This window comes from Frigoribacterium sp. VKM Ac-2530 (genome assembly GCF_015350835.1).
Taxonomy (GTDB): Bacteria; Actinomycetota; Actinomycetes; order Actinomycetales; family Microbacteriaceae; genus Frigoribacterium.
The window spans coordinates 98,271-119,712 of record NZ_JADKSE010000001.1 but is presented as its reverse complement, the minus strand read 5'-3'; the positions used below and the strand labels follow the sequence as shown (position 1 = coordinate 119,712).

The window sequence follows — 21,442 nt, the reverse complement described above, 5'->3', positions numbered from 1 at the left end:
GACGGAGCTGAGCCACGGCCGGGGCCCGGGCCGGGCGGCCCCCTAGCCGAGCGCGGTGAGCCGCAGCCGCATCGACCGAGCCGACGGCCGCAGCACGTGCGGCGCCGACACGTCGGGCCCGCAGGCCCGCGAGCCGAGCCCGTTCTGCGCCGCGTCGAGCCACAGGTAGGTGTGGTCCGGCTCGGGCAGCTCGTGCGGGTGGCGGGCGGCGTCGACCTGCTGCGCGGTGTGGCGGCGCAGCGTGAAGCCGGGCAGCCGGCCGAGCTCGTCGCCGACGGCGTCGACCCGCAGCCAGTCGCGGCCGTCGGCGCCGGTCAGGTCGAGGCTCCGCAGGTCGCTGCGGTGGCCGCTCTCCTGCGGGCGGGCGTAGTCGACGACGAGGTCGTCGACGGCCGCCGTGTAGCGCCCGACAACGGCGGCGTGGCGGCTGTCCGGGTACGACTCGTGCGGCCCCGTGCCGAACCACGACGCGGTGGCGACGTCGGTCGGCAGGTCGAGGCGGACTCCCACGCGGGGCCAGGAGGTGTCCCAGCCGGCCGTCGGCACGAGGTCGAGCGCCAGCCAGAGCTCGCCGCCGTCGAGCGACCAGCGCTCGTCGACGGTCACGGCCTGGCGGGCGTCGGCCGCGGCCCAGCGGGTGCGGACGTGCACCTGCGACTCCGTCGCCGTGATCTGCTCCACACGCGGCGTCATGCGGTCGAGCCCGAGCCGCAGCCAGGTCGTCTCGGCGCTCGGCAGCTCCGCCAGCAGGTACTGGTCGGCGCGGTGCCGGTCGCGCATCACGTCGACGTCACGGTCGCGCGGCACCCAGCCGCGCCCCTGGTCGTTGTCGGTGGGCGCGCGCCAGAGCTCGAGCCGCGGCCCGTCGACGGGACGACCGGCCAGCGAGACGAGACGCCCGTCGACGAACGACGCCGGCCCGAGGTCGAGCCGAGCGGAGGAGGCGCCCGCCAGTCGGTCGGCGGCGGCACCGGGCACGCCGGGTCGCAGCGTCGACGGCGTGCGTCGCACCGCCGCGGCAGGCGTGAGGTCGAGCTGGGCGGTCGCGAGCACGTGCCCCGCGGGCGCCCACTCGGCGTCGGCGGCGGTCACGACCCGCACCGTCGCCCAGGTCTCGCCCGAGGACGCGACCGGCAGGCCGGGGACGGCCAGGACGACCGTCTCCCCCGCGGCGAGGGCGTCGTCGCCGACGCCGGCCACGGGGAGGTCGGCGACCAGCGCCTCCTCGCCGTCGTGCTCGACCGTGAGCCGGACGACCACGTCGGAGGCGTCGGCCGAGTGCCGCAGGTTCGCGACGGTCACGAGCGCCTCGGCGCCCTCGTCGGCGCTCTGGGCGTCGGTCAGGCCGAGGTCCTCGCCTGCGGCCAGCGACACGCGGATCGGCGCGACGACCTGCGCCCACTCGTACAGGCCGGACGACGGGGTGTCGTCGCTGAGGACCATCCCGTCCATCACGAAGTTCGAGTCGTGCACGACCTCGCCGAAGTCGCCGCCGTAGGCGAAGAACTCGGTGCCGTCGGCGGTGCGGTGCCGCAGGCCGTGGTCGCGCCACTCCCAGACGAAGCCGCCGTGCAGCCGCGGGAACTCGTCGACCAGCGCCTCGTACTCGTCGATCGCGCCCGGGCCGTTGCCCATCGCGTGCACGTACTCGCAGAGCAGGAACGGCTTCGACCGCTGGCGCGCCGCCTCGGCGGGCGTGCAGCCGAGCAGCTGCACCGACTCGTCGCCGCTGCCGATGGCGCGCGTCTCGTCGACGAACGAGTACATCCGCGAGTAGACGTCGGTGTAGGCGCCGGTGTAGTCGCCCTCGTAGTGCACGGGGCGACCGGTGTCGCGGGCGTGCGTCCACGCGGCCATCGCCGCGAGGTTGCGGCCCGTGCCGGCCTCGTTGCCGAGCGACCACATCACGATCGACGGGTGGTTCTTGTCGCGCTCGACCGTGCGCACCATCCGGTCGACGTAGGCGTCGTGCCAGGCGGCGTCGTCGCTGGGGTTCTCGGTCCAGGCGTCGCGCTCGAAGCCGTGCGTCTCGAGGTCGCACTCGAGCACGACCCAGAAGCCGAGCTCGTCCGCGAGGTCGAGGAGGCGCGGGTGCGGCGGGTAGTGCGACGTGCGGATCGCGTTGACGTTGAACCGCTTCATCTGCAGCAGGTCGCGGCGCGCCCACTCCTCGTCGAAGACGCGGCCGCGGTCGGGGTGGGTCTCGTGCCGGTTGACGCCGTGGAACACGACGCGGCGGCCGTTGACGGTGAACAGGTCGCCGTCGATCCGCACGGTGCGGAAGCCGAGCCGGAGGCTGACGACCTCGGCGCCGAGCGCGCTCGACACCGTGGCGTCGTAGAGCCGGGGCGTCTCGGCCGACCACGGCTCGACGCCCTCCGCCAGCTCGACGGGCGCGACGTCGGCAGCCGTGGCCCAGGTCACGTCCACGCCGACCTCGGGCACCGCGAGGGTGACCGGGAACGCGTCCGGGCCGGCCGTGACCTCGGGGACGATCGTCGCGCCTCCCACGGTCTCGCCTGCCGTGCCGTGCCAGGAGGTGCGCAGCCAGACGTCGTCGAGGCCGCCGACCGGGCGGGCCTGCAGCGTGACGCTGCGGAAGATGCCGGGCAGCCACCACTGGTCCTGGTCCTCGACGTAGCTCGAGGCGGACCACTGGTGCACGCGCACCGCGACGACGTTCTCGCCGGGGCGCACGGCGTCGGTGACGTCGAATTCTTGCGCGAGACGGCTGCCGACGCCGACTCCGACGTGAACGCCGTTGACCCAGACCACGTAGCGCGACTCGACGCCGTCGAAGCGGAGCAGCACCCGCTCGGCGCCGTCGAACGAGGCCGGCAGGTCGAAGCGGCGGCGGTGGTCGCCGCTCGGGTTCGCGTCGGGCACGAAGGGCGGCTCGGTCGGGAAGGGGAACTGCACGTTCGTGTAGATCGGCGCGCCCCGCTCGCCGTCTCCGGTCAGCACCCAGTGCGACGGCACGGCGATCGACTGCCACGACGAGTCGTCGAGGGCGGGGTCGCCCACGCCGTCGACGGGCTCGCCCTCGGGCAGCACGCCGCGGCCCCCGGGGGTGCCGGGTGCGCCGGGCAGCAGACGGAAGGCCCACTCGCCGTCGAGCGACAGGGTCGGCGCGTCGGTGTGCAGCCACGACCGGGCGGGGCTGCGGCGGCCCGTGCCGGGACCGGTGTCGGCGAGGTAGTCGCCGGGCGCCGGTGCCGCCGAGCTCGGCGACGCGAGGATCTCCGAGCTGGGGGTCGAGGAGCCGGCGGACGAGGAGGCGGGGGTCGTCACTTGACGGATCCTTCCGTGAGGCCGCCGCGCCAGAAGCGCTGGAGGACGACCATGGCGATGACCAGCGGGATGATCGACAGCAGCACGCCGCCGGTCGTCAGCTGGTAGAACTCGGGCAGCCGGTCGGTCTGGCTGAGCCAGTTGTTGAGGCCGAGCGTGACGGGGAACTTGTCGACGTCGCTCAGCATCACGAGGGGCAGGAAGTAGTTGTTCCAGATGCCGACGAGCTGGAACAGGAACACCGTCACCAGGGCGGGCGTGAGGATGCGCAGTCCCAGCGTGTGGAAGATGCGCAGCTCGCTCGCGCCGTCGAGGCGGGCGGCCTCCATCAGCGACGTGTCGACGGTCGCCTGGGCGTAGATCCGGCAGAGGAAGAGGCCGAAGGGCGACACCAGCGACGGCAGCAGGACGCTCCAGTAGGTGTTGGCGAGGCCCATCTGGCTGAACAGCAGGAACAGGGGCAGCGCCGTGGCCGTGCCGGGAACCAGCACGCCGCCGAGGATCGTGCCGAAGACGGCGTTGCGCCCGCGGAACTCGTACTTGGCGAGGGCGTAGCCGCCGGCCGCGGCGAAGTACGTCGCGATCAGGGCGCCGACCCCGGCGTAGAGCACCGAGTTGCCGAGCCAGCGCAGGAAGATCCCGTCGCCGTAGGTGAGCACCTGGCCGAGGTTGTCCCACAGGGCGAAGGTCGGGGCGAACCAGAAGCCGAAGGTGCCGAAGAGGTCGCCGGTGGTCTTCGTCGCGGCGACCACGACCCAGTAGACCGGGATGAGGAAGTACAGCGCGACGACGACCAGCACGGCCGTGACGATGATGGTGGAGGCGCGGCTGCGGCCCGCGGACCTGTCCGGCCCGCTGTTCGCCGACCGGCGGGCGGCGGCTCGACCCTCGCCGCGCCTCCTGCCCTGGCCGGCCGTGACGATGGACTCGGTGTCGGTGGGCTGCTCGGCGACCGAGGCGCTCGTCGCGCTCGTCGCGGAGCCCGAGGCACGGGGGCTCATGCGGACTTCCTGTTCGTGATGGTGAGGAACACGATCGACAGCGTGAACGCGACGAGCGCGATCAGCACGGACTGAGCCGCGGCGACGTTGTAGTCGTTGTAGGCGAACGCCGTCGTGTAGGCGCTGAGGTTCGGCGTGTACTGGCTGTCGATGGCCGGTGCGACGCGCTGCAGCACCTGGGCCTCGGCGAAGAGCTGCAGGGTGCCGATGATCGAGAACACGGCGGTGAGCAGCAGGGCCGGGCGGATCAGCGGCAGCTGGATGCTCGTCGCGACCCGCAGGGCGGAGGCCCCGTCGACCTTGGCGGCCTCGTACAGCTCGACCGGGATCGACTTCAGCTGCGCGATGATGATCAGCATGTTGTAGCCGGTGTAGCTCCACGTGACGATGTTGGCGATCGACCAGAGCACGGTGTTCGCGCCGAGGAAGTCGGGCGAGACGCCGACGACCTCGGCCACGTCGATGATCGGGCTGAGTCCCGGCACGTAGAGGAACGACCAGAGGATGGTCGCGATGACGCCGGGCACGCCGTACGGCAGGAAGTACGCGGCACGGAACACGCCCGGCCACTTGGCCGACGCCGACTCGAGCAGCAGCGCGAGCACCGTGCAGAGGATCAGCATGACCGGCACCTGGACGATGCCGAAGAGGAACATCCGGCCGATCGAGGCGACGAAGTTCGGGTCGCCGATCACCTGGGCGTAGTTGTCGAAGCCGGCGAACTCGGTGACGACGCCGGCCTCGCCGAAGAGGCCGCCGCGGGTCACCTTCGTGAAGCTCGACACGAGCGCCATGAGGATCGGGACGATGAAGGTCAGCGCGAACAGCGCGAGGAACGGGAAGAGCAGCACCCAGGGGGCTCGCTTGACGGCGCCGGACGACGCGCTCTTCCTGCGGGTGGCGTCGCCGCCTCCGTCGCGACCCAGGCCGGGCGCCGTGGCGTCCGTCGCCGCTGCCGTCTCGGACCGCGTCTCCATCCCGGCGCTCATGCGCTCGCCTTGCGGATCGACAGGCCCTTGTTCTGCATCACCGAGATGATGTCCTTCTCGGCCTGCGCGACGGCGTCGACGAGCGTGCCGCCGGAGGCCTTGCCGCGGAAGCCGTCGCTGAGGATGTTGAACGACTGCTGCGTGACGGGCCACCAGCTCCAGTCCTGGTTCTGGCTGGACTCCTCCGTGGCGGGCACGAACACCTCCTGGTTGTAGTTCTGGCCGCTGAAGAAGGCGCTCGGCTTCTCGCGGAGCGTGCCGACCACGTCCACGGCCGGCGACCAGCCGATGCCGCAGAACTCGATCAGGGCGTTGACGCCCTCAGGGGTGGTGGTCATCCAGACGGCGAACTCGAGCGCCTCCTGCGGGTGCTGGCTGTTCGCGAGGATGGCGGCGGTCGAGCCGCCGAGGAAGCTCGAGGCGTAGCCCGTGCCCTCCCACGTCGGCATGGACGCGACGCGCCACTTGCCCTCGGCACCGCTGACGCCCTGGATCAGGGCGTCGCCCCAGGAGCCGGTCACGACGGAGGCGATCTTGCCGTCCGCGGCGGCCGAGAACCAGGCCGGCGTGTAGGCGCCGTACGCGGTCGTGACGATGCCGTCGTCGATCGCCTTGTCGAAGAACGCCGCGACCTTGAGGGTGGCGTCGTCGGTCATGTCGATGACCCAGCCGTCGTCCTCCGCGGTGAACCAGGAGGCGCCGGCCTGCGTCGCGTAGGCGGCGAAGAGCGAGGCGTCGGCGAGCGGGAACGAGTCCATCAGCACGCCGGCGCCCTTGAGCTCGGAGCCGACGGCCGCCCACTCGTCCCAGGTCGCGGGCACGGCCGCGCCGACCTGGTCGAAGACGGCAGGCTGGTAGAACATGCCCATCGGGCCGCTGTCCTGCGGCACGGCGTAGATGCCGCCCGTGTAGCTCACCTGGTTCCAGAGCGTGGGGTCGTAGAGCTCCTCGTACTTCTCGGCGCCGTAGCGCTTGAGGTCGACGACGCCGTTGGCGAGCAGGAACTCGGGCAACGAGCGCATCTCGACCTGGGCGATGTCGGGCCCGGCTCCCGCGGCGAGCGCCGAGTAGAGCTTCTGGTACCCGCCCGCGTTGCCGCCGGGGATGAAGACGGTCTCGACCTGGACGCGGTCCTGGCTCTTGTTGTAGAGGTCGGTCACCTGGTCGAGGCCCTTGAGCCAGGCCCAGTACTCGAGGCGGACCTTGCCGGCGGCCGGCGGGATGGTCGGCAGGGTGTTGACCGAGGTCGTGCCGGGCGTGGCGCAGCCGGCGAGGACGGCGGCGGCGGACGCGCCGAGGCCGAGGCTCAGCAGCTGCCGACGACTGAGAGGACTCATCAGGACTCACTTCGTTGTGGACGGGACGAGACCGACCGTAACACGGTTTTTCGAGTGGTCGCTCGAATTTGAGACCCGGATGCGCACCGAGGAGGCGCGGGTCGTCGTAGGCTCCCGGTCATGACCGAAGGCGCTCCCGTGACGACCCGTGGCCGCGGTGCCCGCGGCGGCCGACGCGGCCCGTACGCGAAGTCCGCCGAGCGGCGGTCCGCCATCGTCGAGGCGGCGTTCGAGGTGTTCACCGCCCACGGGTACCAGGGCGGCTCGCTGCAGCGCGTCGCCGACGTGGTGGGCATGAGCCAGACGAGCCTGCTGCACTACTTCCCGTCGAAGAGCGACCTGCTGCTCGAGGTGCTCCGCCGCCGCGACCAGATGTCGAGCGGCGAGTTCGTGCGGGGGGACGGCGTGCAGCTCGCGGGCGACGTCGAGCGCCAGGCGCGGTACAACGAGGGCGTGCCCGGGCTCATCGGCCTCTACACGGTGCTGTCGGGCGAGGCGGTGACGGAGGGCAACCCCGGCCGCCGCTACGTCACGGAGCGGCTCGCCGGCCTGCGACGGGACTACGGCGCGGACTTCCGCGCCCTGGCCGAGGTCGGCCGGCTGCGCGAGGGCGTGGACCCCGACCGCGCTGCCGCCGGGCTCGTCGGGCTGTGGGACGGCGTGCAGCTGCAGTGGCTGCTCGCCCCGGACGAGGTCGACGTGCCGCGGCTGCTGCGCGACTACCTCGACCTGGTGATCCTGCCGGCCGCGGCCGATGAAGAGGCCGAGCCCGCGCCTCCTTCGGCCTGACCTACCTGACCGACCTGACGGTGTGGACGGGCCGGGGTCACTCGGGGAGCGCGGCCTGCCCCTCGCGCTCGTCGCCGGCGACGCCGGCCCGGAGCCCCTCGCCGCGGAAGAACGCGGGACGCAGCCGGGCGTTGACCAGCATCACCACGACGCCGCCCACCAGGATCGTGACGCCGAGCAGGAACACCAGCCCGACCCCGCCGATCTGCGAGCCGCTGCCGTAGTCGGGGTCCATGCTGTCGATCAGCGTGGTGACGAAGAGCACGGCGAGGATGAGCCCGCCGACGCCGGGAGCGACGATCTGGAAGAACAGGTTGCGGGCCCCGGTGCGCCACTGGTGCCGGAAGTACCAGACGCACGCGAAGGCCGTGAGCCCGTAGTAGAAGCAGATCATCATGCCGAGGGTCGTGATCGTGTCCCAGAGGACGTCCTCGCTGATGAAGCGCATCACCGCGTAGAAGACGCTCGCGACGACCGCGGAGGCGAGGGTCGCGTACCCGGGGGTGAAGAAGCGCGGCGAGACCCGGGCGAACTTCGGCGACAGCGCACCGTAGTGCCCCATGGCGAGCAGGGTGCGCGCCGGCGACACGAAGGTCGACTGGAGGGAGGCGGCGGAGCTGCTCAGCACCGCCAGCGACATGAGGATCGCGAGCGGCCCGAGCACGGGCCCGGCGAGCGCCGAGAACGCGTTGCCCTGGATGTCGGGGTTGCCGAGCCCGACCCCCTCGTCGCCGAGGCCGGCGAACGTCATGGAGGCGAGGGAGACGAGCAGGTACACGAGCACGATGATGACGACGGTGAGGGTGGCGGCGCGGCCGGGGGTCGTCCGCGAGCCGCTCGTCTCCTCGGACATCGTCAGGGTGACGTCCCAGCCCCAGAAGATGAAGATCGACAGCGAGAGCCCCGCGGCGAAGGCCGAGAAGGTCGGCACGGTCAGCGGGTTGAACCAGTCGAGCGAGATGGCCGTCGCGTCGAACGCCGAGCCTCCGCCGACCCGGACGAAGGCGACGATCGCGAAGCCGACCAGCACGAGCAGCTGGAACCCGACGAGCCAGTACTGCACCTTCTGGGTGGTCTGCATGTCGCGGTACGAGATGACGGTCGCCCCGGCCATGAAGGCCAGACAGGTGACGACGTTGATCAGCGGGTTCGCCGCCAGGTCGGCGATCGACGGATCCGAGAACACCTGCCCGAGCAGCAGGTAGAAGAAGTCGACGGCGATCCCCGCGAGGTTGCTCAGCACCACGATCGTCGCCACCACCAGGCCCCAGCCGGCCATCCAGCCGACCCACGGGCCGAAGGCGCGGACGCCCCAGGTGAACGAGGTGCCGCTGTCGGGCATCGCGCTGTTCAGCTCGCGGTAGCCGAACGCGACGAGCAGCATCGGGATGAACCCGACCAGGAAGATCGCGGGCAGGTGCGTGCCGACCTGCGCGATGGTCGGGCCGAGCGCCCCTGTCAGCGTGTAGGCGGGCGCGATGCACGAGATGCCGATGACGACGGCGCCGATCAGGCCGACGCTGCCGGCGCTGAGGCCCTTGGACGACAGGGTCTGGTCGGCGGCGACGCCGGACTTCTTGAGGATGCTCACGGGGTGGTCCCTTCGGGGTGGGCGCCGCCCGGGGCGACGCCGGTCCAGGTCGTGCGGGCATCGTGGTCACGAGGAACCACCACGAGGGGGACGGGGACGCCGCGCACGATCTTCGCGGCGACGCTCCCGAGGAACAGCCGACGGGGCTGGGCGAGACGACTCGAGCCGACGAGGGCGAGCTCGTCGTCGCTCCAGGTGAGGGCGTCGATCGCGTCGGCGATCCTCGGGCCCGGAGCGATCTCGACCGTGACGTCGAGGTCGGCGGGGACGCCGTCGAGGGCGATGTCGCGCATCCGCTCCGCGTGCTCTCGCGCCTCGTCGTTCAGGGCGCGCTCACGCTCGTCGCGGTCGCGGCGCTCGCCGTCCCCGACGGAATCGAGCGGCACGAGCGAGACGAGCCTCAGCGGGACGCGGGCGGCGGCGGCCGTGGCCACCGCGGTGTCGACGACCGCGCGGGCACCGGCCCGGGTGCCGACGGCGGCCGTCACGCTGCCGAAGCTGCGGACGCCGCGCTCGGCGAACCCGGCGGGCGCGATCGCCACGGGCACGGGCGCGGAGTGCACGAGGACTCCCCCGACGCTGCCGAGGTGCAGCCGGCCGAGGGTGCCCTCCTTTCCGGCGCCGATCACGATCGCGTCGGCCTCGAGGTCGGCGGCGGCCGCGACCAGGCCCTCCGCGAAGGTCTCCGCCCTGACCAGGTGCGTCGTGGACGTGACGCCGGCCGGGACCTCGGCCGCCGCCTCCTGCAGCCAGCCCTCGGCGAGGTCGTCGAGGTGCCGCTCGTAGCTGGGGGCGGTGGGGACGAGGGAGGCGCGGCCCTGGTCGTGCAGGACCATCACGAGGTCGAGGCGCACGCCGAGCGTGTGCGCGAGGGCCGTGCCGAGGGCCAGGGCGTCGTGCCCCGCGGGGGTGTCCAGGTACCCGACGACCACGCTCCTCACGAGACGGCCGCTCCGGCGTCGGCGTGCTCGGGCTGGCCCGCGGACGCGGCCTGCTCGGACGCGTCGGCGTGTGCGTCCCGCTCGGCGAGGATCTCGGCCGCGACGTCGTGACCGACGCGGATCGCGCCGTCGACGTGCTGGAACCCCTCCGCCGCGATGTCGCTCGACGAGAACCGGATCGGCCCGACGGGCACGCGCTGGTCGTGGCCCCAGCGCGAGAGGCCGCCGAGGTCGAAGCTCGTCGCGTACGCGCCGCCCGTCCACTCGTCGCTGGCCCAGTCGCTCTCGAAGTACACGACCGGCTCGGTCGCCTGCTCGCCGTAGTACGAGGCCAGCGACGCGAGGATCGCCGCGCGTCGCTCGTCGGCGGGCAGGGCGAGGAGGCGGTCGGCCTTCTCGTCGCTCACGAAGCCGACCAGGGTGCCCCGCGGGTCGTCGTGGTTCGAGTTGTCGTACGCCTCGTGCACCACCTGGTAGGGGCTGAACGCCGTGCCCGAGAGACCGGCGTCGCGCCAGAACGGCGTCTCGTAGACGGCGTGCACCTTGATGACGAGGCCGAGCGAGACGTGCTGGTGCCACTGCTGGCGCAGGGCGGGCAGAGCGGGCAGGTACTCGATGCGCGAGTAGAGGTTGGGCGGCACGGCGACGACGGCCCAGCGGGCCGCCACGCGCAGCTCGGGCGTCGACGCGACGACCCCGTCGGCCGACCACTCGAGCGTCTCGACCGGCTGGCCGAGGCGCACGGCGTCGCCGAGCTGCTCCGCGAGCGTCAGCGGCACCCGCTGCAGGCCGCCCACGACGCGCTTGTCGAGGATGAAGTCGGCGTCGACGAGGTTGCTGAAGCTGCCGGCGCTCGACGCCATCTGCAGCGCCTGGAGCAGCGAGAACGAGTGGGCGGGCTTCGTGAGCATCGCGTCGGCGATGAAGAGCGCGATGTTGGCCCGCGCCTCCGCGTCGTCGCTCTGCTGCTCGAGCCAGGCCGAGAACGAGACGTGGTCGAGCTCGGCGGCGCGTGGGTGCTCCCACGGTGCGGCGACGTCGGTCTCGGCGACGAGCTCGTCCATCACGACGATGAGCCGCTCGATCTCGGCCTGCGTGTGCTCGGAGGCAGGGAAGATGTCGCCCGTGAAGCGCGACGCCGTACCGTCGGCCGAGACGTAGACGCTCTCGCCCTCGCGCCACCGGGAGTACGTCTCGAGGCCGAGCTCGCCGAGCGTGGCGATCAGGGCCGTCTGGTCGGGCGACACCCACTGGCCGCCGAGCTCGAGCATCGCCCCGTCGATCGTCTCGGTGCGCAGCCGGCCGCCGACGCGGTCACGTGCCTCGAGCACGACCACGTCGAGGCCCGCCGCGCGCAGGTCGGCGGCCGCGGTCAGGCCGCTGGCCCCCGCGCCGATGACGACGACGTCGCAGGTGGTGGTGTCGGTCATGGGGTGGTCTCCGTCGCTGGTGCGGGCACCGGGTGGTGCCGGGTGAGTGTGGGGTCGGGCTCGGCCGGGGCGGTCAGGACGAGGCGCGCGGCGAGGCGTGCGCGCTCATCACGTGCTTGACCCGGGTGTAGTCCTCGAGGCCGTAGGCGCTGAGGTCCTTGCCGTAGCCGGAGCGCTTGAAGCCGCCGTGCGGCATCTCGGCGGCGAGCGGGATGTGCGTGTTGATCCAGACGCAGCCGAAGTCGAGGTCGCGGGCGAAGCGCTCGGCCATGGTGTGGCTGTCGGTCCAGACGCTCGAGGCCAGGGCGTAGGGCACGCCGTTGGCCAGCTCGAGCGCCTCGTCGGCCGTGCCGAACGACTGCACGGTGAGGACCGGGCCGAACACCTCGGCCTGCACGACGTCGTCGTCCTGCCGCACGCCCGTGACGATCGTCGGCGCGAAGTGGAAGCCAGTCGCGCCGACGCGGTGCCCGCCCGTCGCCACGGTCGCGTGCGGGGGCAGCGAGTCGACGACGGCCTGGACCGCGGCGAAGTGCCGCGCGTTGTTGAGGGGCCCGTAGGAGGCGCCCTCCCCGGCGTCGGGACCGGTCGTCGTCGCCTCCGCGGCGCGCACCAGGGCGGCGACGAGGTCGTCGTGGATCGACTCGTGCACGAGGACGCGGGTGACCGCGGTGCAGTCCTGGCCGGCGTTGAAGAAGGCCGCCTCCGCGATCTGGGGGGCCACCACGTCGACGTCGACGTCGGGGAACACGACGGCGGGCGCCTTGCCGCCGAGCTCGAGGTGCACCCGGGCCACGCGGTCGGCGGCGGAGGTCGCAACCGCGACGCCGGCCCGCACGGAGCCCGTGATGGCGACGAGCCCGGGCACGGGGTGCTCGACGAGGGCCCGGCCCGTGCTCGCGTCGCCGAGCACGACGTTGAGCACGCCGTCCGGCAGGATCCCCTTCGTCAGGGAGGCGAGCACGAGCGTCGACTCCGGCGTCGTGTCGCTCGGCTTCAGCACGATCGTGTTGCCCGCGGCGAGGGCAGGGGCGATCTTCCAGATCGCCATCATCAGGGGGTAGTTCCACGGCGTGACCTGCGCGACGACGCCGATGGGCTCGCGGCGCACCGACGAGGTGAGCCCGTCGAGGTACTCCCCCGAGGCGATGCCGTCGAGCCGGCGGGCGGCCCCGGCGAAGAAGCGCACCTGGTCGGCGCCGACCGCGACCTCCTCCGCGGCGATGATCGCCTTCGGCTGCCCCGTGTCGCGGTGCTGCGCCTCGACGAGCTCGTCGCTGTGCGCGTCGAGGGCGTCGGCGAGCGCGAGCAGCGCGGCCTGGCGCACCGACGGCGTGCTGCGGCTCCAGCCGGGGAACGCCCGGGCCGCGGCCTGCACCGCCGCGTCGACGTCGGCCGCGTCGCTCACGGGCGAGACGGCGACGACCTGCTCGGTGACGGGCGAGACCACGTCGATCGTCGCGGTGCCGTGGGCGACGACGTGCCGGCCGTCGACGAAGTTCTGCAGGGTCGCCATGGTGTCCTCTCGGTGGTGCTCGGTGCTGGTGCCGTGGTGCTCGGGGCCGTGCTGGTCGGGTCGCGTCGGGCGGTGCTGGTCGGCTCGGGCTCAGCCGTCGGGCTGGAGCGCGTAGGTCGTGTCGAGGTACTCGTGGATGCCCTCGCTGCCGCCCTCGCGCCCGAGGCCCGAGTGCCCCACCCCGCCGAACGGGGCCGCGGCGTTCGAGACCAGCCCGGTGTTGACGCCCAGCATGCCGGTGCGGAGCCGTCCGAGCATGCGTCGTCCACAGGCCAGGTCGGTCGTGAACAGGTAAGCGACCAGGCCGTACGGGGTGTCGTTGGCGAGCCGGACGGCGTCGTCCTCGTCGCGGAACGTCGTGACGGCGGCGACCGGGCCGAAGATCTCCTGGTGCATCAGGTCGGCGTCGCGGGGCACGTCGGCGAGCACGGTCGGCGCGAAGAACGAGCCGGGGCCGTCGATCGCCGAGCCGCCCGTGACGACGCGCGCGCCCCGGGCCACGGCGTCGGCGACGAGCCGCTCGCAGGTCGCGACGGCGCGGTCGTCGATCAGCGGGCCGAGGGTCGTCCCGTCGGCGGTGCCGGGCCCGACCACCATCGCCTCGACGCGCTCGGCGAGGCGACGCGTGAACTCGTCGGCGACCCGTTCGTGCACCAGCAGGCGGTTCGCGGCCGTGCAGGCCTGACCGCCGTTGCGGAACTTCGCCAGCATCGCCCCGTCGACGGCGGCGTCGAGGTCGGCGTCGGCCATCACGACGAAGGGGGCGTTCCCGCCGAGCTCCATCGAGGTGCGCAGCACGTTCTCCGCGGCCTGCGCGATCAGCACCCGGCCGACGGCGGTCGAGCCGGTGAACGAGAGCTTCCGGAGGCGCGGGTCGGCGAGGAGGGGCCCGGTCACCCCGGCCGCGTCCGTCGTGGTCAGCACGGTGACGACGCCGTCGGGGACGCCGGCTTCGCGCAGCAGCTCCGCGAACGCGATGGTCGTGAGCGGCGTGAGCTCGGCCGGCTTGACGACGACCGTGCAGCCGGCCGCCAGGGCAGGCGCGATCTTGCGGGTCGCCATGGCGAGCGGGAAGTTCCACGGGGTGACGAGGTAGCTCGGCCCGACGGGACGGTGCGTGACGATCATGGTGCCGGTGCCCTCGGGGACGGGACCGTACCGGCCCTGGACGCGCACCGCCTCCTCCGAGAACCAGCGGAGGAACTCGCCGCCGTAGGCGACCTCGCCGCGCGCCTCGGCCAGGGGCTTGCCCATCTCGAGCGACATGAGCAGGGCGAACGACTCCCGTCGCTCGACGAGGAGGTCGAAGGCCCGGCGCAGGGTCTCCCCGCGGACGCGCGGCGGCGTGGCGGCCCACTCGTCGGCGGCGGCCACCGCCCGGTCGAGGGCGCAGAGCGCGTCGTCGGGTCCCTGGTCGGCGACGAGCGCGAGGACCTCGCCCGTGGCCGGGTCGTGCACGGGGAAGGCGGGGACACTGCCGAGCTCGGAGGCTGCGGCAGCGGCGCCGCCTGCACCGTCGTCGCCGCCCTCTCGGACGAGCGCGACCAGGTGCGCGGGGAACCCGGGCAGCGCTGCGGCGTCGGGCCGCGTCGTCCGTGCGACCGTCGACACGTCGGTCATCAGGCCGACCCGAGTGCGGCGGCGACGACGTCGAGGCCGTCGTGCAGCAGCGCGTCGTCGATGGCGAGCGGCGGCAGGAACCGGATCACGTTGCCGAACGTGCCGCAGGTGAGGACGATGACGCCCTGGGCGTGGCAGGCGGCGGCGACCCGGCCGGTGAGCGCGGCGTCGGGCTCGCCGGTGAGCGGGTCGACGAGCTCGACCGCGATCATCGCGCCGCGGCCCCGGACGTCGCCGATGCGCGGGTCGCCCTGCTGCAGCTCGTTCAGGCGGCCGAGCAGCAGGTCGCCGATCGCAGTCGCGCGCTCGAGGAGGCCGTCGTGCTCGAACGACTCGATGGCCGCGAGGGCCGCGGCGCAGGCGATCGGGTTGCCCCCGTAGGTGCCGCCGAGGCCGCCGACGTGCGGCGCGTCCATGATCTCGGCCCGGCCGGTGACGGCCGAGAGCGGCAGCCCGCCCGCGATGCCCTTCGCCGTGACGACCAGGTCGGGCACGATGCCCTCGTGCTCGCTGGCGAACATGCGGCCGGTCCGGGCGAAGCCGGTCTGCACCTCGTCGGCGATGAAGACGACGTCGTTCTCGCGGCACCAGGCGACGATCGCGGGGAGGAAGCCGGGCGCCGGCACGATGAAGCCGCCCTCGCCCTGGATCGGCTCGATGACGACGGCGGCGAGGTTGGCGGCGCCGACCTGCTTCTCGATCTGCGAGATCGCGCGCGCCGCGGCCTGCGGCCCGTCGAGCCCGGCGTCCCGGTACGGGTACGACAGCGGGGCGCGGTAGATCTCGGGGGCGAAGGGCCCGAAGCCGCTCTTGTAGGGCATCGACTTGGCGGTGAGCGCCATCGTCAGGTTCGTGCGGCCGTGGTAGGCGTGGTCGAAGGCCACGACGGCGGACTTCCGCGTGTACGACCGCGCGATCTTGACGGCGTTCTCGACCGCCTCCGCGCCGGTGTTGAAGAGCGCCGAGCGCTTGTCCTGGTCGCCGGGGGTGAGCCGGTTGAGGGCTTCGCAGACCTCGACGTAGCCGTCGTAGGCCGTGATCATGAAGCAGGAGTGCGTGAAGCGCTGCACCTGCTCGACGACCGCCTCCACGACGCCGGGGGCCGAGTTGCCGACGCCCGTCACGGCGATGCCCGAGCCCAGGTCGATCAGGGTGTTGCCGTCGACGTCGACGAGCACTCCCCCGCCGGCCGCCTCCGTGAAGACGGGCAGCGAGACGCCGACGCCGGCGGCGACCGCGCCGCGCTTGCGCTCCATCAGCTCGCGGCTGCGCGGGCCGGGCACCTCGGTGACGAGACGGCGGCGCTGCTCGAGGCTGGGACCTCCGCGCGGGGTGGTGACTGTGGTGCTCGACATGCAGGCGCTCCTTCGACGTTGCGGCGACTCTAGGGAGCCGGGGCGCACCTCCTCGACTGACAGTTCGTCGCATGTTCACCTCGTGCCTGCCAGATCGGCAGGCCGGTGCTAGGTTCGGCGCGTGCGCCCCACCGTCCGAGCCCTCGTCCGCCAGGCTCCCCTCGGGCTGCGCCTCCTCGACCCGACCACGCGCACCGACGAGCCGCTCTCGTGGGTGCACAGCTCGGACCTGGTCGACCCGTCGCCCTTCGTCGCCGCCTCGACCATGCTGCTCACGACCGGCAGCCAGTTCCGGACCGACGCGACGCGGGACGACTACGACGCCTGGGTCGGGCGGGTCGTCGGCGCCGGCGTGGTCGCCCTCGGGTTCGGCGCCGGCGTGCACCGGCCCGACACGCCCGTCGAGCTCGTGCTCGCCGCCTCCGCCCGCGGGGTGCCCGTCGTCGAGGTCCCCTGGCGCACCCCCTTCATCGCCGTCGCCCGCTGGGCGGCCGACCAGCTGGCCGAGGAGGCGCGCGACCGCGACCGCTGGACGCTGCGGGCCCAGCGCGCCGTCTCCGTGGCGGCCATCGGCGACGGCGGGCTCGACGCCGTGCTGCGGGTGCTCGGCGAGCAGCTCGGCGGGTCGGTCGTGCTGCACGGGACGGACGCCGCGGCCGACCAGGGGCAGGGCGACCAGCGGCAGGTCGAGGCCGAGGTCGCGCGGCTCCTGCGCCGCGGGGCCCGGGCCGGCAGCACCGTGACCGTCCCCGGCGCCGTGGTGTCGCTGCAGACCCTCGGGCGACGCGACGGCCTCCGCGGCGTCCTCGCCGTCCGCACCCCCGCCGAGCTCGACACGGCGGCCCGGGCCGTCCTCACCAGCGTCGTCGCCCTCGCCGAGGTCACCCTCGAGCGCGACGTCGCCCGGCTGCGCGGGCAGCGCGAGCTCTGGCGGCAGGTGTGGTCGCTGCTGGTCGCCGGGCAGGTCGAGGTGGCACGGTCCATCACGCGGTCGGTCGGGGTGGGCATCGCGGCGGGACCGGTCGTCGTGGCCCTCGCCACGCCTCCTCGTGACTCGCCCGACCACGCGACCGAGGCCGTCGAGCGGCTCGCCGCCGGCCGCCCCGACGTGTTCGTCGCCCTCGTCGACGGGAGGATCGCCGTGCTCGCCGCCGAGGGCGCCGTCGACCTGCCCGCGCTTGCCGTAGACCACGGCCTGCGGATCGGCGTCTCGGACGTCACCGACCTCGACCACCTCGCCGGCGCCGCGGCACAGGCCGAGCGCGCCCTCGCCGTCGCGACGACGTCGGCCGAGGAGGCGGTGGTCACCTGGGCGAGCCTCGCGGCCGGCGGCCTCGTGGCCGCGCTCTGGTCGGAGGGGGCCGCCGAGCTCGCGTCGTCCCGTCTCGCCCCCGTGGTCGCCCTGCCCGACGGCCACGAGCTGCTGGCCTGCTGCCGGACGTGGCTCGAGCACAACGGCGCCTGGGACCCGGCCGCCCGCCGACTCGGCCTGCACCGCCACAGCCTCCGCGCACGGGTGGCCAAGGTCGAGTCCGCCCTGGGGCTGCCGCTCGACGGCTTCGCCGGGCGGGCCGAGCTGTGGGCGCTGCTGCAGGCCGCGGGCGCGGGGCCGGCGTCGGGGCGCCGGGCGCAGGCGTCGGCGCCGGGCCTCGCTGACGGTGGCCCGTGACAGCATGGCGGGATGACGACGAGCAGCACGGCCAGCACCGCGACCGAGATCGACGCCGAGGCCCTCGAGCTGCTGCGGGCCCTGACGGGCCGTGACGACGCCGTGTTCCACGACGGCCAGCTCGAGGCGATCCGGGCGCTCGTCGCCGACCGCCGCCGCGCCCTCGTGGTGCAGCGCACCGGCTGGGGCAAGTCGGCCGTCTACTTCATCGCGACGCTGCTGCTCCGACGCCGGGGCGGCGGGCCGACCCTGCTGGTCTCGCCCCTCCTCGCGCTGATGCGCGACCAGGTGGCGGCGGCGAGCCGTGCCGGCGTGCGCGCCGTCGCGGTCAACTCCGCGAACGCGCACGAGTGGTCCGACGTGCAGCAGGCCCTCGCCGCCGACGAGGTCGACGTGCTGCTCGTCTCGCCCGAGCGCCTGAACAACCCGCGGTTCCGTGACGAGCAGCTGCCGGTGCTGGTCGCCCGCCTCGGCATGCTCGTCGTCGACGAGGCGCACTGCATCAGCGACTGGGGCCACGACTTCCGGCCCGACTACCGTCGGCTCGCCGACCTCATCCGCACCCTGCCGACGACGGTGCCCGTGCTGGCGACGACGGCGACCGCGAACGAGCGGGTCGTCGCCGACGTCGAGGAGCAGCTGACGGCAGGGCCGGACGACCAGGTGCTGACGATCCGCGGCTCGCTGGCCCGCGCCTCCCTGCGTCTCGGGGTGCTCACGCTGTCGACGTCGCGCGACCGGCTCGGCTGGCTGCTCAGCCACCTCGACGACCTGCCGGGCAGCGGCATCATCTACACGCTCACCGTCTCGGCGGCCGACGACACGGCGCGCCTGCTCCGCGAGGCCGGGCACGCGGTGCGTTCGTACTCGGGCCGCACCGACAACGAAGAGAGGGAGGCGCTCGAGGGCCAGCTCAAGCGCAACGAGCTCAAGGCGCTCGTCGCGACCAGCGCCCTCGGCATGGGCTTCGACAAGCCCGACCTCGGCTTCGTGGTGCACCTCGGGGCGCCGTCGTCGCCCGTCGCCTACTACCAGCAGATCGGCCGCGCGGGGCGCGCGACCGACAACGCCGACGTGCTGCTGCTGCCGGGCACGGAGGACGCCGAGATCTGGCAGTACTTCGCGACCGCCTCGATGCCGTCCGAGGCCCGCGCGTCGGCGGTCCTCGCCGAGCTCGGCGACACGCCGCTGTCGACGCCGGCCCTCGAGGCCCGCGTCGACGTCAAGCGCTCGCCGCTCGAGCTGATGCTCAAGGTGCTCGACGTCGACGGCGCCGTCTCGCGCGTGCAGGGCGGCTGGGTCAGCACCGGGCGGCCGTGGGTCTACGACGCCGAGCGCTACGGGCGCATCGGCGAGGCCCGGGTCGCCGAGCAGCAGTCGATGATCGCCTACGAGCGAGCCACGACCTGCCGCATGCAGATGCTCCAGCTCGACCTCGACGACCCCGCTGCCGCGCCCTGCGGGCGGTGCGACGTCTGCGCCGGCGCCTGGTACCCGAGCGAGATCGGCGGCGAGGCCGCCGCGTCGGCCTCGACCTCTCTCGACCGGGTCGGCGTCGAGATCGAGCCCCGGGCCCAGTGGCCGACGGGCGCCGACCGGGCCGGCGTGCCCGCGAAGGGCAAGATCGCCGAGGGCGAGCGCGTCGAGACCGGCCGCGCCCTGGCCCGCCTCACCGACCTCGGCTGGGGCACGACGCTGCGCCAGGTCTTCGCGGCCGGTGCCGAGGACGCCCCGCTGACCAAGGCTCTGCTCGACGGGGTGGTCCGCGTGCTCAAGGAGTGGCCGTGGGCCGAACGCCCGGTCGGCGTCGTGTCGATGCCGTCCTCGTCACGCCCTCAGCTCGTCGGCTCGCTCGCCGAGGCCATCAGCACCGTGGGGCGCCTCCCCCTGCTCGGCTCGCTCACCCCGACGCGACCGTCAGCCGGTCGAGGCAGCGGAGGAGGCGGCAACAGCGTCTACCGGCTCGCCGACGTGTGGCAGGCGGTCGAGGTCGGTCCCGAGCTGGCCGCCGCGCTGGCGCAGGTGTCCGGGCCCGTGCTGCTCGTCGACGACCTCGTCGACAGCCGCTGGACGATGACGACCGCCGGGCGCGAGCTGCGCCGCGCGGGGGCGTCGGCCGTGCTGCCGTTCTCGCTGGGCGTCGTGGGCTGAGGGTCGTCCGTCGAGGGCCGTGAGGGCCGGGCGGGGCCCGTCGGCTAGCGGGCTCAGCGCACCGACACCGCGTGCTCGTCCCAGCCCTCCGCGCCGTTGGGCGCGGGCGGCAGCTCGGTCTCCGACTGGACGGTCCCGTCGGCGCTCGTCGCCCGCACGCGCAGCGTGTGCCCGCCCGACGACGCCGACCAGCGGTAGACCCACTGCACCCAGGTGTCGGGCGAGATCGACTCCGCCAGCTCGGCCTCGTCCCACGCGCCTCCGTCGACCTGCACCTCGACGCGCGAGACGCCGGTGTGCGGGTGCCAGGCCACTCCGGCGACGGCGACCGTGCCGGCGTCGACGGTCGTCCCGGCGGCGGGCACGTCGATGCGCGACTCGAGCTTGACCGGGCCGAGGGCGTCCCAGCCGCGGGGGGTCCAGTAGCCCTCGGCGTCGGCGAAGCGGGTCACCTCGAGCTCGGTCACCCACTTGGTCGCCGAGACGTAGCCGAAGAGGCCGGGCACGACGAGGCGGGCGGGGAACCCGTGCTCCTGGGGCAGGGGCTGGCCGTTCATGCCGATCGCGAGCAGCGCCTCCGTGTCGTCGTCCTGCAGCACCTCGAGCGGCGTGCCGGCGGTGAAGCCGTCGATGCTGCGGGAGAGCACCATGTCGGCGCCGGCCTGCGGCCGGGCCCGCGCGAGCAGCTCGCGGAGCGGGTAGCCGAGCCAGAGCGCGGTGCCGATCAGCGTGCCCCCGACCTCGTTCGAGACGCAGCTGAGCGTGGCCGTGTGCTCGACGAGGGGCAGGGCGAGCACGTCCTCGAACGTGAGCACCACCTCCTCGTCGACCAGGCCGTGGATGCGCAGCGACCAGTCCGCCGGGTCGATGCCGGGCACCCGCAGGGCGGTGTCGATGCGGTAGAACTCGTCGTTCGGCGTGATGTACGACGTGAGGCCGTCGACGTCGAGCGAGGCGCCCGCGGGCACCGCCTCCTCGGCGGTCGCCGCGGCGGGCAGGCGCAGGGCCGCGCGCAGCTGCGTCACGTTCGCCCGCGTCGCGTTCCAGGCACGGGCACCCGTGCCGAGCAGCACCGAGGCCGCACCGGCGGCGCCCACGAGCAGCACGAAGCTGCGGCGCTCCAGGCCGGGGCCGCGGAGGGGCGGCGCAGGCACCGAGGCCTCGGACCAGCCGGCGCGGGTGGTCGCCTGCCAGCGGGAGAGCCTCCGGACGAGCGCCGTGAGGAGGAGCAGGGCGACGAGCGTGCCCACGGCCGTGGGCACCCCGTTGATGCTCGACGAGTCGGCACGCGTGAGCACGGCGATCATCGCGAGCACTCCCCCGAGGCCGAAGACGACCTTGCCGGCCGGGGGCCGACGGAGCTCGGCGATGCCCGCGCCCGCCGTGATGACGGCGAGCAGCACGCCCATCAGGGTGAAGAGCGCGATCTTGTCGCCGGTGCCGAAGAGGGCGACCATCGTGTCCTTGGCCACGGGAGGCGCCAGGTCGATCACCGCGGAGCCGACCGCGTAGAGCGGGCTGCCGCCGGGGCCGGTCACGACGGCGGCGAGCTCGGCCGAGGCGAGGAAGGCCGCCGCCGAGACGACGCCGGCGACCGCGGCCCAACCCGAGGAGGCGCGGGTCGTCATGCCCTCGGCCTCTCGGCTCGAGGCTGCGGGTGACTCGAGGCGCACGGACATCTCGTCAGGCTAGGCGGCGCCGCTCGGGATCCGCTGGGGCCGGACGAGGCGACCGGGCATGCGTCGTCGGCCGGCTGCCGGCC

At 73.7% G+C, this 21,442-nt stretch carries 14 protein-coding genes; 3 read left to right on the top strand and 11 right to left on the bottom strand.

The window, feature by feature from the left end; genetic code table 11:
* Positions 1–42: 42 nt before the first annotated feature.
* Genes ITJ48_RS00500 through ITJ48_RS00485 form a run of 4 tightly spaced genes read right to left on the bottom strand, consistent with a single transcriptional unit; the run spans position 43 to position 6,618 of the window.
* Positions 43–3,240: a glycoside hydrolase family 2 TIM barrel-domain containing protein gene (locus ITJ48_RS00500; RefSeq protein WP_194613256.1), complete on the bottom strand. Its 3,198-nt coding sequence runs from the start codon at positions 3,238–3,240 to the stop codon at positions 43–45.
* A gap of 47 nt (positions 3,241–3,287) precedes the next feature.
* Entirely contained in the window at positions 3,288–4,292 is a 1,005-nt protein-coding gene (locus ITJ48_RS00495) for a carbohydrate ABC transporter permease (RefSeq protein WP_194612005.1), read from the bottom strand.
* Positions 4,289–5,281, bottom strand: coding sequence for a carbohydrate ABC transporter permease (locus ITJ48_RS00490; RefSeq protein WP_228506173.1), 993 nt, complete (start codon positions 5,279–5,281; stop codon positions 4,289–4,291). Before ITJ48_RS00490 ends, ITJ48_RS00495 begins: the two co-directional genes overlap by 4 nt.
* On the bottom strand, positions 5,278–6,618 hold the full coding sequence (locus ITJ48_RS00485) for an ABC transporter substrate-binding protein (protein ID WP_194612004.1): 1,341 nt from the start codon (positions 6,616–6,618) through the stop codon (positions 5,278–5,280). The genes ITJ48_RS00490 and ITJ48_RS00485 overlap by 4 nt, the downstream gene beginning before the upstream one ends.
* A gap of 120 nt (positions 6,619–6,738) precedes the next feature.
* Between ITJ48_RS00485 and ITJ48_RS00480 the strand changes: the two genes are divergently transcribed.
* Positions 6,739–7,407 carry a TetR/AcrR family transcriptional regulator gene (locus ITJ48_RS00480; RefSeq protein ID WP_228506172.1) on the top strand — a complete coding sequence of 223 codons (669 nt, stop codon included), beginning with the start codon at positions 6,739–6,741 and terminating at the stop codon, positions 7,405–7,407.
* A 37-nt stretch (positions 7,408–7,444) separates the two neighbouring features.
* Here the strand turns inward: ITJ48_RS00480 and ITJ48_RS00475 are convergent, their stop codons facing one another.
* The 6 genes from ITJ48_RS00475 to gabT form a co-directional block, all read right to left on the bottom strand.
* Complete coding sequence (locus ITJ48_RS00475) at positions 7,445–8,998, bottom strand: APC family permease (protein WP_194612003.1); 1,554 nt, start codon at positions 8,996–8,998, stop codon at positions 7,445–7,447.
* Complete coding sequence (locus ITJ48_RS00470; RefSeq protein ID WP_370544706.1) at positions 8,995–9,930, bottom strand: universal stress protein; 936 nt, start codon at positions 9,928–9,930, stop codon at positions 8,995–8,997. The genes ITJ48_RS00475 and ITJ48_RS00470 overlap by 4 nt, the downstream gene beginning before the upstream one ends.
* 5 nt (positions 9,931–9,935) lie before the next feature.
* The gene (locus ITJ48_RS00465; RefSeq protein WP_194612001.1) at positions 9,936–11,369 is read right to left on the bottom strand and encodes an NAD(P)/FAD-dependent oxidoreductase; all 1,434 of its coding nucleotides are present in this window, start codon (positions 11,367–11,369) and stop codon (positions 9,936–9,938) included.
* A 73-nt stretch (positions 11,370–11,442) separates the two neighbouring features.
* Entirely contained in the window at positions 11,443–12,885 is a 1,443-nt protein-coding gene (locus ITJ48_RS00460) for an aminobutyraldehyde dehydrogenase (protein WP_194612000.1), read from the bottom strand.
* 90 nt (positions 12,886–12,975) lie between these two features.
* Positions 12,976–14,505 (bottom strand): NAD-dependent succinate-semialdehyde dehydrogenase, encoded by a 1,530-nt coding sequence (locus tag ITJ48_RS00455; protein ID WP_194611999.1) that lies wholly within the window; start codon positions 14,503–14,505, stop codon positions 12,976–12,978.
* Complete coding sequence (gene gabT, locus ITJ48_RS00450) at positions 14,505–15,860, bottom strand: 4-aminobutyrate--2-oxoglutarate transaminase (RefSeq protein ID WP_194611998.1); 1,356 nt, start codon at positions 15,858–15,860, stop codon at positions 14,505–14,507. Before gabT ends, ITJ48_RS00455 begins: the two co-directional genes overlap by 1 nt.
* Before the next feature lie 121 nt (positions 15,861–15,981).
* On the opposite strand from gabT, the gene ITJ48_RS00445 reads away from it, so the two are divergent.
* A complete protein-coding gene (locus tag ITJ48_RS00445) occupies positions 15,982–17,529 on the top strand; it encodes a PucR family transcriptional regulator (RefSeq protein WP_194611997.1) in 1,548 nt (515 codons plus the stop codon).
* A 12-nt stretch (positions 17,530–17,541) separates the two neighbouring features.
* Complete coding sequence (locus tag ITJ48_RS00440) at positions 17,542–19,680, top strand: ATP-dependent DNA helicase RecQ (RefSeq protein ID WP_194611996.1); 2,139 nt, start codon at positions 17,542–17,544, stop codon at positions 19,678–19,680.
* A gap of 53 nt (positions 19,681–19,733) precedes the next feature.
* Here ITJ48_RS00440 and ITJ48_RS00435 read toward each other — a convergent pair whose 3' ends face one another.
* Positions 19,734–21,359: a molybdopterin-dependent oxidoreductase gene (locus tag ITJ48_RS00435; protein WP_370544705.1), complete on the bottom strand. Its 1,626-nt coding sequence runs from the start codon at positions 21,357–21,359 to the stop codon at positions 19,734–19,736.
* Positions 21,360–21,442: the final 83 nt, after the last annotated feature.

What these genes read in the sequence shown, in the direction of transcription:
- ITJ48_RS00495 (WP_194612005.1), bottom strand. Translation starts at nt 4,292, where the DNA reads ATGAGCCCCCGTGCCTCGGGCTCCGCGACGAGCGCGACGAGCGCCTCG.
- ITJ48_RS00490 (WP_228506173.1), bottom strand. Translation starts at nt 5,281, where the DNA reads ATGAGCGCCGGGATGGAGACGCGGTCCGAGACGGCAGCGGCGACGGAC.
- ITJ48_RS00485 (WP_194612004.1), bottom strand. Translation starts at nt 6,618, where the DNA reads ATGAGTCCTCTCAGTCGTCGGCAGCTGCTGAGCCTCGGCCTCGGCGCG.
- ITJ48_RS00480 (WP_228506172.1), top strand. Translation starts at nt 6,739, where the DNA reads ATGACCGAAGGCGCTCCCGTGACGACCCGTGGCCGCGGTGCCCGCGGC.
- ITJ48_RS00465 (WP_194612001.1), bottom strand. Translation starts at nt 11,369, where the DNA reads ATGACCGACACCACCACCTGCGACGTCGTCGTCATCGGCGCGGGGGCC.
- ITJ48_RS00460 (WP_194612000.1), bottom strand. Translation starts at nt 12,885, where the DNA reads ATGGCGACCCTGCAGAACTTCGTCGACGGCCGGCACGTCGTCGCCCAC.
- ITJ48_RS00455 (WP_194611999.1), bottom strand. Translation starts at nt 14,505, where the DNA reads ATGACCGACGTGTCGACGGTCGCACGGACGACGCGGCCCGACGCCGCA.
- gabT (WP_194611998.1), bottom strand. Translation starts at nt 15,860, where the DNA reads ATGTCGAGCACCACAGTCACCACCCCGCGCGGAGGTCCCAGCCTCGAG.
- ITJ48_RS00440 (WP_194611996.1), top strand. Translation starts at nt 17,542, where the DNA reads ATGACGACGAGCAGCACGGCCAGCACCGCGACCGAGATCGACGCCGAG.
- ITJ48_RS00435 (WP_370544705.1), bottom strand. Translation starts at nt 21,359, where the DNA reads ATGTCCGTGCGCCTCGAGTCACCCGCAGCCTCGAGCCGAGAGGCCGAG.